Source organism: Ruminococcus sp. 1001136sp1, assembly GCF_039841815.1.
GTDB classification, from domain to species: domain Bacteria; phylum Bacillota; class Clostridia; order Lachnospirales; family Lachnospiraceae; genus Blautia_A; species Blautia_A faecis.
On sequence record NZ_JBDPGY010000009.1, the window covers coordinates 78,955 to 92,005 of the forward strand.

Below are 13,051 nucleotides of genomic sequence, written 5' to 3' on the forward strand. Positions count from 1 at the left end.
AGGACACATGGCATTAAAGAAGAAGCCGGTTACCGGCATGAAAGATATTTTACCAAAGGAGATGGAAGTCCGTAACTACGTTACAGGACTGATCCGTGAGACATATGGTTCCTTTGGATTTACTTCAATTGAGACTCCGGGAGTGGAGCACATTGAGAACCTGTGCAGCAAACAGGGCGGTGATAACGAGAAGCTGATTTTCAAAATCTTAAAAAGAGGTGAGAAGCTGAAACTTGACCAGGCAAAAGAAGAAGCTGATCTTGTGGATTCAGGTCTTCGCTATGATCTGACAGTACCTCTTTCCAGATATTATTCAAATAACTCTAATGAACTGCCTGGACCATTTAAGGCACTTCAGATGGGATATGTATGGAGAGCTGATCGTCCGCAGAGAGGACGTTTCCGTCAGTTTATGCAGTGTGACATTGACATTTTAGGTGAGCCTACTTATATGGCAGAAATCGAGCTGGTACTTGCGACTACTACACTTCTTGGCAAGCTTGACTTCCATAATTTCACTATCCGTATCAATGACCGCCGTATTCTGAAGGCTATGGCTGAGTATAGCGGATTTCCGAAGGAAAGCTTTGATACTGTATTTATCATTCTTGACAAAATGGATAAGATTGGTCTTGAGGGCGTAGCGAAAGAACTGGAAGAGGAAGGCTTTGCAAAAGAAAGCATTGATACTTATCTTGCGATGTTTAAAGAAATCAGCTCAGATATCCAGGGCGTAAGATATTGCAAGGAGAAACTGGCAGATGTTCTTGATGAACAGATTGCAGCAGATCTCGAGACGATCATTTCCACTGTGGAAGCTGTGAAGACTGCTGACTTTAAGATGGCATTTGATCCTACACTGGTTCGCGGCATGTCTTATTACACCGGTCCGATCTTCGAAATTTCCATGGATGAGTTTGGCGGCAGCGTTGGCGGCGGCGGACGTTATGATGAGATGATTGGTAAATTTACAGGAAACAGTACAAGTGCATGCGGATTCTCTATTGGATTTGAGCGTATTGTTATGCTCCTTCTTGAAAGAGGATATCAGATTCCCACAGCAAAGACTAAGAAGGCATATCTTATTGAGAAAAATATGCCGTCAGACAAGCTGATTGAGATTTTCCGTCAGGCAGAAGAAGAGAGAAAGACCGGAGTTCAGGTCAATATCTCTATTATGAAGAAGAATAAGAAATTCCAGAAAGACCAGATGACAGCTGAAGGCTATACGGAATTTGTGGAATTCTTTAAACGCTGATAAAGAGATTTAACGTGTTGTTTTTGAAAAACAGCCGTCAATGATATTTTATGGATCATTTAAAGCAATACAGCTGAATGGTTCATAATCAGAGAAAGCTGGGGGAAACCCCATAGAATAAGGAGGCGCCTTAAAATGGCTGAGAGTATGCAGGGACTGCACAGAACCTGTCGATGTGCAGAAGTGACCACACAGATGGTAGGCAGCGAAGTAACACTTATGGGATGGGTTCAGAAAGCAAGAGATAAAGGAGGAATCATTTTCGTAGATTTACGTGACCGCAGTGGTATTATGCAGCTGATCTTTGAAAATGGTTCCATTGATGAGGAAGGCTTTGCCAAAGCCGGCAAGCTGAGAAGTGAGTTTGTGATCGCAGTTACCGGAACCGTTGAGAAACGTGGTGGTGCAGTAAATGAGAATCTTGCAACAGGTGAGATCGAAGTGAGAGCAAAATCTCTCCGTGTTCTTTCCGAGGCAGAAGTTCCGCCATTCCCGGTTGAGGAGAACAGCAAAACAAAAGAGGATGTACGTCTGAAATACCGTTACCTTGACTTAAGACGTCCGGATCTTCAGAGAAACCTGATCCTGAAGAGCCGTGTAATGCAGCTGACAAGATCCTTTTTCACAAACGAGGGATTCCTGGAGATTGAGACTCCTATGCTTGGAAAGAGTACTCCTGAAGGTGCAAGAGATTATCTGGTGCCATCCCGTGTACATCCTGGCTGCTTCTATGGTCTGCCGCAGTCACCGCAGCTGTACAAACAGCTTCTGATGTGTTCCGGATATGACAGATACATCCAGATTGCAAGATGCTTCCGTGATGAGGATCTTCGTGCTGACCGTCAGCCGGAGTTCACACAGATCGATATGGAGCTTTCTTTCGTAGATGTAGATGATGTAATCGATGTAAATGAGAGATATCTTTCCTACCTGTTCAAAGAGGTTCTTGGTATCGATGTGAAACTTCCAATCGAGAGAATCACATGGCAAGAAGCAATGGATCGTTTCGGTTCTGATAAACCGGATATGAGATTTGGCATGGAGCTTCATGATGTAAGCGATATTGTGAAGAACTGTGGATTCTCCGTATTTACAGGTGCTCTTGAAGCTGGTGGAAGCGTTCGTGGTATCAACGCAGAAGGCCAGGGCAGCATGCCTCGTAAGAAAATTGACAAGTTAGTAGAGTTTGCCAAGGGATATGGTGCAAAAGGTCTTGCATACATTGCAATCGCAGAAGATGGCACCAGAAAGTCTTCCTTTGCCAAGTTTATGACAGATGAGGAGATGGATGCTCTTGTAGCTGCTATGGACGGTAAAGCAGGTGACCTGCTTCTGTTTGCAGCGGATAAGAAGAAACTGGTTTATGATGTTCTTGGCGCACTTCGTCTGGAGCTTGCAAAACAGATGGATCTTCTTGACAAGAACGAATACCGCTTCGTATGGGTAACGGAGTTCCCGCTTCTTGAGTGGAGCGAGGAAGAAAACCGTTTCACAGCTATGCACCATCCATTTACAATGCCGATGGATGAGGATATCCCGCTTCTCGACACAGATCCGGGCGCTGTTCGTGCGAAGGCTTACGATATTGTACTGAATGGTAACGAGATCGGCGGCGGCAGTGTTCGTATCCATCAGGATGATATTCAGGAGAGAATGTTTAAAGAGCTTGGATTTACCCCGGAAGCTGCCCATGAGCAGTTCGGATTCCTTCTGGATGCATTCAAATACGGAGTTCCGCCTCACGCCGGACTGGCTTATGGTCTTGACCGTCTGGTTATGCTCATTGCCAAGGTTGACAGTATTCGTGACGTAATTGCATTCCCGAAGGTAAAAGATGCATCCTGTCTGATGACTCAGGCACCGCAGCGCGTAAGCGAAGCACAGCTGGACGAGCTGGGACTTGAAGTTGAGAAAGAAGCTGCTCCAGAGACTGAGGAATAAGAAAAGAAATACAACAAGAGATAACTTAGCTTATAACTTGGAATAAGCTGACTGAAAAATCCTGCCTGCAAAAATGGGTGGGATTTTTCTTATGGAAGAATGTTGTCACGCTCTGGCAGGCATGGACTTTGGGTTCGCTGTCAGCACAAATAAAAACGCCCCCGCACAAGTTTGCAGAGGCGTAAATTTTAACTATATCATCCGTTGGTTTCCTGCTTGTCTTCTACCGGGCTAGAACTTAAAGTTCCAAACAATGCCTGTCCAAACACCGTTCCTGCGTCTTCCAGTTTCCAGGAAGCACCGTCGTTGATCAGTGTGAAAGTTGTTTCCACTGTTTTAGTAGCTGTATTTTCTTCAATATATTCAAGAAGCAGACTGTAGGACTTTTCATATCGTTTTTGGGCACCGTCGATAACAGCATCCACAGAGGCAAGATAGGTATCCAGCTCCTTCTGATAATTTTCCAGAATAGCATCGCTGTCAAAGGTGGTAATATTGGCTGTAACTGTGGCTGTATAGCCGGAAACAGTGGTTTCCCCAATAGAATAATCAAAGGTGGAGTGAACCTGTTTTACCAGTGCTTCTGCCAGGCTGATCTTTGCAGGATCTTCTGTGCTGATAATGGAATCTGCATTTAAATAATTGCCCAGTTCCTCTGCAGTCATATTTTTTAGGGTATTCAGATAAACTAAGATTGTGTCTTCCGGTGATAAAATATCCGGGTCTGTGAGATCGTTCATAAGACCGCCGACAAGGTCATTTTCCAGTGTATTGGTGCGCCGGATCTCCCAACTGGTTTCGCCGTCTTTATCTGAGGCATCTAAGGAGATGGTACAGTTACGCTCCACAGTCTGGTAGTCATTACTCTTAAGCAATTCATTCAGAAGCGTGTAGCGCTCTTCAAGGGAAATGGTCTGTTCCGTGGCTTCTTCAGAGGAAGCGGACTGGGAAATTTCATGCTTCAGCTGCGCCTTGGAAAAATCTTCAGCAAGCGCATGGGCATCCAGAGTGACCAGCCTGAGATTCGCCTGTGCGGATTGTTTGTCCTTGTCTACGTTAACATCCAGAATTTTATAATCAAAATCCTGGAAAAAGAGAGAAAAGACTTCTTCAATATCAGAAGAAATAGTGATATCTTCGGGTTCACCGGGGAAAAGCTCCTGGTAGGAGATGTATTTCTGTGTGGTAATGGAATCCAGATCCTTTAGCTGATCCAGTTCCTGTTTTACTGCGTCCTCGATTTTTTTCTCCTCCTTGCTGGTACAGCCGCATAGTGAAAAAGTGCAGAGAAGCAAAAGAAGAGGAAGCAGAAATCTGACTGACTTCATACAGAGTTCTTTCCTTTCAAATTATTACGTAAAATGTTTATAAAACTTTTTTATTATACCATTTTTTTTCATAAAAGTCAAAAATGCCTAAAATTTAGACGATATTTCTAAAAAAAGAGTGAATAAATTGTGAAAAATGCATTATCAGCTTAGAATGCTTTTCTTTTGAGGCTGAATCTGTTATTATAAACAGGGTAAATGCAGATGACAGATGTGGAGATATATCTGTTATAATTGCAAAAGATATTGAAAAACCATTGAGTTATCGTATAGGAGGTAACCATGAAGAAAAAAGGTTTTGTCATCGGAGGGCTGATCATTCTTGCTGGAGCAGCTGGTGCCGGTGGCTGGTATTACTATAAAGAAAATTATGGGGATTCTGCAGCGGCTTCTGGTGAAGTTGCATATGTGACTAAGATCAGCACTCTTCTTGGAGAAGATTCCGGAGTGCTGAACCGGTTCGCAGGCGTGGTAGAGCCTCAGGAGACGGTAAAGGTAAATATTGAGAACAATCGAACTGTTACCGAAGTAAAGGTGAAGGTTGGAGATGAGGTAAAGAAGGGACAGCTGCTTTTTGAATACGACCTGAGCAGTATCCAGGACAGCCTGAAGGAAGCGCAGCTGGCTCTTGACAGGCTGAAGAATGAAGCCCTCAGTCTTACTGAACAGATCTCTACTCTTGAGAAAGAGAAGAAGAAAGCCAATAAGAACAGCCAGCTTTCTTATACCATTGAGATTGAGACGAATAAGATGAATCTGAAGAAGAACGAATATGACCAGGTGAGCAAGCAGGCAGAGATTGATAAGCTGCAGGCAGCTACCACCAATACAGAAGTACGAAGCGAAATCGACGGAGTCATCCAGAAAATTGATACCAGTAAGCTGGGAAGCGATGATGGAGATACTCTGGATGACAGCATGGGAGCTGATTACGGAAGTGATTCTTCTGATAATTCTTTTATCACCATTCTCAGTACAGGTGCTTACCGTATTAAGGGGCAGGTAAATGAGCAGAATCGTAATACGGTTGTTCCAGGCTCTGCAGTTATTGTGCGTTCCAGAGTGGATGAGAATCAGATCTGGCATGGAACTATGGGGGCTGTGGACGAGCAGAATTCTACGAACAGCAGTAGCAGTAATTCCTATTTTGGAATGTCCAGCGGTGATGATACTACAAGTTCCAGTAGCTATCCTTTCTATGTAACTCTGGATTCATCAGAGGGACTTATGTTAGGACAGCATGTATACATAGAAATGGATGAGGGACAGGAAGAGCAGAAGAAAGGTATCTGGCTGGGAGATTATTATATTGTGGATGCAGATACAGAAAACCCATATGTGTGGGCTGTAGATTCCAAGGGAAGGCTGGAGAAGCGCTCTGTTGTTCTTGGGCAGCATGATGATGATCTTTCAGAATATGAGATCGCAGATGGTCTTACTGAGGATGACAGTATTGCGTTCCCGTCAGACAGCCTGGCAGAGGGAATGCGGACAAAGGACGTATCTGAGATGACAGATGAGGATCTGGAGGCTGTTGATATGGAAAGTAATCTGGATGGCAGTGAGTACTCAGACGGGGATACCATGGAGCCTATGGATGGAGACTATTCCAGTGCGGACTTTGAGACAGGTGTTTCTGATGAGAGCATGGATGCAGCCATTGATGGTGATTATACAGACTTTTCAGAAGATTTCTCAGATGAAGATTTTATAGAGGATGATTCAGAAGGGGACGATTACGAAGATTTTACTGATGAGAGCATTGATGAGCCTGGACAGTATGGTTCTGATGATACGGAGGCCGCAGGATGATACTTGAACTGAAGGGGATTTATAAAGATTACCAGCAGGGAAAAATGATTGTCCCCGTATTGAAGGACGTAAACTTTTCCATGGAAGAGGGCGAATATGTAGCCATCATGGGACCTTCCGGTTCTGGTAAATCTACATTGATGAATATAATCGGTTGTCTGGATCAGGCAACCAAGGGAACTTTTTTCCTGGATGGGCAGGACATCAGCAAATGTTCTGAGAATGAGATGTCAGATATCCGTCTGAACAAGATTGGATTTGTATTTCAGAGCTTTCATCTTCTGCCGAGACAGTCTGCTATTTCCAATGTGGAAATGCCGCTGAACTATGCTCATGTGCCAAAGAAGGAGCGACGTGAGCGCGCTTTTGCAGCACTTGACAGGGTGGGGCTTGCAGACCGTGTGGATTTCAGACCCAATCAGCTCTCAGGTGGACAGATGCAGCGAGTTGCCATCGCCCGTGCCATTGTAAATAATCCAAGACTTCTACTGGCTGATGAACCTACCGGTGCACTGGACAGTAAGTCTGGCAGACAGGTTATGGAGCTTTTCCAGAAGCTGAATGATGAAGGCGTTTCTGTTCTTATGATCACTCATGATCCGGATATTGCAGCACATGCCAAGCGGGTAGTTATGATCCGTGACGGTGAGCTTCAGGAAAAGAGGTGATCCTATGGGAAAAGCGAAGAAAATTATAATAGGTGTAGTAGTCACAGCCCTTGTAGGAACCGGTATTGGCGGCGGACTGATGTATGTACGGAAAGGAAGCCAGAAGGAGGTGCTGGTGGCAAGCGTCAGTGATCTGGCAGGTGAGAGATATGATTCCGATGCTACATTGAGTGGAACTGTATATGCCAATGCAACACAGAGGATTTCCGTAGAGAAAGACATGATCATCCAGGAAGTTTATGTGAGCAAAGGGGATGAGGTAAAGCCGGGAGACAAGCTGATATCCTTTGATATGACGCTTGTGGAAATGGAACTGAACATTGCCAAGCTGAAGCTTCAGAAGCAGCAGCAGGATCTTGCTGCTGCAAAGAAAAGACTTGCCAGCCTGCAAAATGGCGGACCGATTCTTGATTCCGATTCTTCCTCCGCAGACAATCTGATTGATTCAGGAAAGGATTCTACAGAAGATGACAGCTCAGATTCTATGGGAGATGATGAACTGTCTTCCGCAGTAACTGCTTCTGATCATTATCTGGCAGCTGTTTTGCAGCCAATGCTTCTGGCTGCTGTGACAGATGGATTTGCAGACGCTCAGGCAGTTGGAAATGGGGAAATTACTTCTGCAGATACCCAGGAAACGGGAAGCGGAGATATTGGTTCTGCAGATGAAATGACAAGCGGTGACACAGGAGATATTTCTGTTGATACAGAAGCTGATTCCGGAGATGATTCTGAAGATGATTCAGAGGATAGTACCGGCGATCCGGGTACTGCTTCCGGATTTTATGATGAACCTTCCAGTGATGGTTTTAGCAGTGATATTTCAGACACGAATCAGGGAGGATTTTCAGATGGAAGCAATTCTGGTTCCGCACAGAATAATGCTACCGTTGGAAATGACGGATTTGTAGATGGAGAGGAACCTTTTTACCTGACTCTGGATTATGATACAGAACCTTATCAGGGAACAGGAACCGAAGAAGATCCTTATCTGTATCTTTGTTCCAGTGCAAAAGGCAAGGTTAATGTAACCGGGGCTTTTCTGAATAAGATGGCTGGCTATAATGCTGACGGAACCATTCTTCTTCATCCGGGCGGATACTGGTATCTGCTGGAATTCCATAAGAAGGATACCATTGCTGATTATACCAACAGAAAAGGATCCTGTACCGGATACTATCTGGTCGATGGAAATATGCTCAGCAATCCGGTTGACCGTTTTGCAGAAATGGATTTTACCCTTGACGGGGCTATGCAGTATGATAATGGAGATGACGAGCCGGATATTCCTGGTGATGGAGGTAGTGGTGGCGGAAGCTCTTCCCTGTCCCGTTCTGAGGCCATTAAGATCCAGAAGAACCGGATTGCCAGTCTGGAACTGGATGTGCAGGAGAGTGAGATCAGTATCAGTAAGCTTCAGAAGAAAGCTGCCAGACAGCTGATCACCAGTAAGCTGGATGGTATTGTAACCACTGTGGGAGATGCAGCTACAGGTACCAATTCAGAATCTGATTCCTTTATGATCGTTAAGAGCAAAGACGGCTATTACGTACAGGGAACTGTAGGGGAACTTATGCTTGACCAGGTGAAGGAAGGCACAATTTTGAACTGTAATTCTTATGGTGAGAATGGATATATGAATTTTGAGGCTGAGGTGATCCAGGTTTCTGATTATGCAGTTGATGGAGACAGCTCCTATTATTACTATGGAGACAGCAATCCAAATGTTTCTTCTTATAATTTTACTGCCAAGATCACAGATGACACCGTGCAGGTAAGTGTTGGAGACTGGGTGGATATCCAGCTGGAACAGCAGGCGCAGAGTACTGACGGCATTGTTCTTTCCAAGGCTTTTGTCCGTACGGAAGACGGCGTAAGCTATGTGTACAAGGATGACAATGGTGTGCTGAAGAAACAGATCGTTAAGGTAAAAGAGAATGTAAACGGTGGTGCTTATGTATTGGTAAGCGGCGGCTTGTCCATGGATGACAAGATTGCATTCCCTTATTCGAAATCCATTAAAGAAGGTATGAAGACAAAGGAAGGATCGCTGGATACGTTTATGGGATATGATTCCACATCATATGGCGGTCTTGGTTAAGGAGGGATTTCATGTTTGAAAATATACGTCTGGCATTCCAGGGAATCTGGTCACACAAGATGAGATCTTTCCTTACAATGCTGGGTATTATTATCGGTATTGCATCTATTATTGCCATTGTTTCCACGATTAAGGGAACGAGTGAGCAGATTAAGGATAACCTGATCGGTTCTGGAAATAACACGGTAAATGTAACTTTGTCACAGGGTGACAGTGCTTACAGTGTGGATTATTATGATGGCAGTTCTTCCGGCTCTACACCGATCCTCAGTCAGAGCCTGAAGGATGAAGTGTTAAAAACAGACCATGTGGAGAATGCAACATTTTTTTACAGCAGAACAGACTACAACAGCAGTGTTTACTATGAGAACAGCAGTTTTTCCGGTGGTAAGGTCTATGGCATTGATACCAATTATCTGAATACCTGCGGTTATCAGGTTCGTTCCGGAAGGGGATTTGTACAGGCTGACTATGATAATTTCCGCAAGGTGGCACTGGTGGACAGCTATGCTGCTGATACCATGTTTCCGGGAGCGAATCCGGTGGGAAAAATCATTGAGATCGGTTCTGAACCCTATACAGTTGTAGGAGTTGTACGCCAGTCGGCTGACAGCCTGCCCAACATGGATACACCGAGTGATTTCAACAGCTATTATGAAAATGTAATTGGAACCGTAATGATTCCAAATAAATGCTGGCCGATTTCTTACAAATTTGATGAGCCTGAGAATGCGATCGTCAAAGTAGACAGCACGGACAACATGAGTGAAACAGGTTCAGCTGTGGCGAAAATCCTGAATAAATCTATCAGCAGCACTGGCAGTGGAAGCAGCGGCTTCAAGTATAAAGCAGATGATGTTATGCAGCGGGTAAAGGATCTTCAGGATTTAAGTGAGAGCACCAACTCCCAGCTGATCTGGATCGCAAGTATTTCTCTTCTGGTTGGAGGTATTGGTGTTATGAATATCATGCTGGTATCTGTAACCGAGCGTACCAAGGAGATTGGTCTGAAGAAGGCAATTGGTGCCAGAAAGAAGGTGATTCTGGGACAGTTCCTGACGGAGGCAGCAGTACTTACCAGTGTTGGAGGTATTATCGGAGTTGTTCTTGGAATCGGACTTTCAAAAGTAGTATCCAAGGTGGCAGGCTCACCTACAGCCATCAGCGTTCCGGCGATTATAGGCTCTGTAGTATTCTCTATGCTGATCGGTATCATCTTTGGTCTGCTTCCTTCTGTTAAGGCGGCCAACCTGAATCCGATTGATGCACTTAGAAGTGAGTAATGGTTAATATTTTGCAATAAATGTTAATATTGTTATAAAAACGAACGGCTGAAAGCATAAATTAGATGATTTGTGCTAACGGCCGTTCTTTTTATGAGTCAATTCATGTGTCCAAGTATGTTTTTTTGTTATTTGGGTAAAGTGGAGTGTGCAGATTGTGGAAATGCTTTTAGGACAGGCTATAGACAATGTTATGTTTCGTCGGTTATAATTTTGCAAAATATAAGGGGAAACATGATATACTTGTTTAGAGATTACATAGAGATTCCTTTGGTAGGATTATTGCATACCACTGGAAGGAGATTTTTAATATGCAAAAATATAAAAAATGGAAACAAGTTCTGTCTGTTTCTACAGCAGTATGTCTGAGCATTGCGGGAGCGGGAAGCCTGATGGGCTGCGGCAGTACTGACAGAGGGAAGGACAAGGCAGATTCCGTGGAATCCAAAGCAATGGGACGGTATCTGGAGAATGAACTGTCTGTGCCGGAAGGATGTATGGAGATTGTGGATTTGCAGGTTATGAAAGAGGGAAGCCTGAAAATGCTTGCAAGAAACAGTGACTACGAATTGATGCTCTACCAGTCCTCTGACAAGGGCAAGACCTGGGAAGAAGGGAAGAAGGTTGCCGGTTTTTTCGGTGTGGAAGGGGAATCCATTTATAAAGCAGCGCTTGGAAGAGACGGAAGTATTCTGATTGGCGTGTATATAGAATCTGAAGATGAGAACAGCATGGGAAGTATGGAATATTATTATTGTCCCGCTGACGGTGAAGGAAAGAAGGTAGAAATCGGAGAAGCTTTGGATGAAACCATGGCCTGGAGTATAGATATTGGGGAAAATGGCAACCTGTTTTTGCAGATTTCGGGAAATGGAATCTGGGAAATCAATCCTGTTGACGGGGCTGTGGTTCATGAGTATGAGAAAGGAAAATCCACAGATTATATGTGTGTGACTGCAGAGTATCTGATTGTGATTGCAGATGGAGATGTGCATTATTATGATGTGGCTTCCGGCAAGCCGGCAGGTGGAGGCGATGCACTGACTGCGCAGCTGAAAAAGACTCCTGCAAATCTGGAATTTGGAAATTCCTCCGGTACTGCTTTGCTGTTTTTGGATGGCGATGAGAAAAACACCATATTCTATGTGGATCAGACTGGTTTATACCGCTATGCATTTGGCGGCAATGTAATTGAGCAGGTAATTGATGGAAGCCTGAATTCCATAAGCTCTTCGAATAAGGCATTTAACTGTATGGCAATGGATCAGGAAGGCGTGTTTTACATTGGGGAAATTGATTACAGCTTCGGTTTAAATTGCGGAAGGCTGGTTTCTTATAAGTATTCTGCAGATACTCCAACTGTACCGGATACAGAGCTCACCATATATTCCCTGGAAGAGAATTCCGGTATTCGACAGGCAGTTGTTATGTTTCAGAAGAAATATCCGGATATTTATCTCACACTGGAAACCGGAATGTCCGGAAACGATGGTGTAACACGTACGGATGCGTTAAAAACACTGAATACGGAGATTATGGCAGGAAAAGGACCGGATATTCTGATTCTGGACGGAATTTCTTCCGAAACCTATATAGAACAGGGAATGCTGGAGGATTTAAGTGGAATTCTGAAAGAGGCAGGATTACTGGACAACATAGAAAGTGCTTATACAAAAGAGGATGGAAGTATCTATGAGATGCCAGTGAAATTTGGAATTCCCATGATAGAGGGAAACAACGAGGATGTGCAGGCAGTGACAGACCTGGCTTCTCTGGCTGATGTGCTCACGAAGTACAAGGATGAATATGGACTGACCCCGGAAAACATCTATAAGCTGCCCTTACTTTATTCCATGTATCCACAGGCACTTCTGGAAAAACTGGCAGATAACAGCTCCGCAGCATGGATGAAAGAGGATGGAACTCTGGATGAAGAAAAGATAAAGGAATTTCTGGAACAGTCCGAAAGGATTTATCAGGCTGGAAAGGATGCTATGGATGAATTAAAGGCTGCCTATCCACAGGCCTTTGATGACAGTGGACAGCCAGTATATGAAAGAGCGGGCAGTATTTCGGGAGAAACTGCCGTGCTGCTTTCCAATAACTGTAAATTTGCGTTGGGTGATATTTTTTCGCCTTTGGATTTTGCATTTGTAAATTCTATGGCAGAGATAGATACTTCCTTGTCCTATGCACTTTGGAATGGGCAGATGGCAAATTGTTTCATTCCGGTCAGCCGAATCGGAATCAGCTCCAGAGCTTCCCAGAAAGCTGCTGCTGAGAAATTCGTGGAATATTTATTTTCTGAGGAAGGACAGATGCTTTCCAGAGAAGATGGGTTCCCTGTAGTGGAAGCTGTTTACAATGGAGAGGACTACTGGAATCAGGGAGAGGCTGGAAACGTGTTAGTTACTGGCGGCAGCAGTAACAGCGAGAACGGTCAGGAATTGGTATACAGTATAAAAGTTCCGTCCGCTGATAAGGTGAATGAATTAAAACAGCTTGGAAAAATGCTTACAACTCCGGTTTTGGATAATACAATCATTACCAGTGCTGTCTGTGAAAACGGAGTGCGTTACCTGAATGGGGAAATCAGCCTTGATGAGGCGGTAAATGCAGTCATGCAGCAGGTGAACCTATATTTGGCAGAATAGAAGGAG

8 protein-coding genes are annotated in these 13,051 nt (G+C 44.2%); 7 read left to right on the forward strand and 1 reads right to left on the reverse strand.

Annotation, left to right across the window (positions count from 1 at the left end; genetic code table 11):
• The first annotated feature begins 7 nt into the window (after positions 1-7).
• Both hisS and aspS read left to right on the forward strand, forming a co-directional pair.
• A complete protein-coding gene (hisS, locus tag ABHC48_RS09710; RefSeq protein ID WP_195699974.1) occupies positions 8-1,258 on the forward strand; it encodes a histidine--tRNA ligase in 1,251 nt (416 codons plus the stop codon).
• A gap of 135 nt (positions 1,259-1,393) precedes the next feature.
• Positions 1,394-3,199 carry an aspartate--tRNA ligase gene (gene aspS, locus ABHC48_RS09715; RefSeq protein WP_148461918.1) on the forward strand — a complete coding sequence of 602 codons (1,806 nt, stop codon included), beginning with the start codon at positions 1,394-1,396 and terminating at the stop codon, positions 3,197-3,199.
• Between the two features lie 197 nt (positions 3,200-3,396).
• Here aspS and ABHC48_RS09720 read toward each other — a convergent pair whose 3' ends face one another.
• Positions 3,397-4,527: a hypothetical protein gene (locus ABHC48_RS09720; RefSeq protein WP_195699975.1), complete on the reverse strand. Its 1,131-nt coding sequence runs from the start codon at positions 4,525-4,527 to the stop codon at positions 3,397-3,399.
• A 282-nt stretch (positions 4,528-4,809) separates the two neighbouring features.
• On the opposite strand from ABHC48_RS09720, the gene ABHC48_RS09725 reads away from it, so the two are divergent.
• The 5 genes from ABHC48_RS09725 to ABHC48_RS09745 all read left to right on the forward strand — a co-directional run bounded on the left by ABHC48_RS09725 (position 4,810) and on the right by ABHC48_RS09745 (position 13,045).
• Entirely contained in the window at positions 4,810-6,339 is a 1,530-nt protein-coding gene (locus ABHC48_RS09725) for an efflux RND transporter periplasmic adaptor subunit (RefSeq protein WP_195699976.1), read from the forward strand.
• Positions 6,336-7,007, forward strand: a complete 672-nt coding sequence (locus ABHC48_RS09730) for an ABC transporter ATP-binding protein (protein WP_148461915.1) — start codon at positions 6,336-6,338, stop codon at positions 7,005-7,007. Before ABHC48_RS09725 ends, ABHC48_RS09730 begins: the two co-directional genes overlap by 4 nt.
• 4 nt (positions 7,008-7,011) lie before the next feature.
• Entirely contained in the window at positions 7,012-9,108 is a 2,097-nt protein-coding gene (locus ABHC48_RS09735) for an efflux RND transporter periplasmic adaptor subunit (protein ID WP_187566051.1), read from the forward strand.
• A gap of 11 nt (positions 9,109-9,119) precedes the next feature.
• Positions 9,120-10,391 carry an ABC transporter permease gene (locus ABHC48_RS09740; RefSeq protein WP_118579414.1) on the forward strand — a complete coding sequence of 424 codons (1,272 nt, stop codon included), beginning with the start codon at positions 9,120-9,122 and terminating at the stop codon, positions 10,389-10,391.
• A gap of 311 nt (positions 10,392-10,702) precedes the next feature.
• On the forward strand, positions 10,703-13,045 hold the full coding sequence (locus ABHC48_RS09745) for an ABC transporter substrate-binding protein (protein WP_195699977.1): 2,343 nt from the start codon (positions 10,703-10,705) through the stop codon (positions 13,043-13,045).
• The last annotated feature ends 6 nt before the right edge of the window (positions 13,046-13,051 follow it).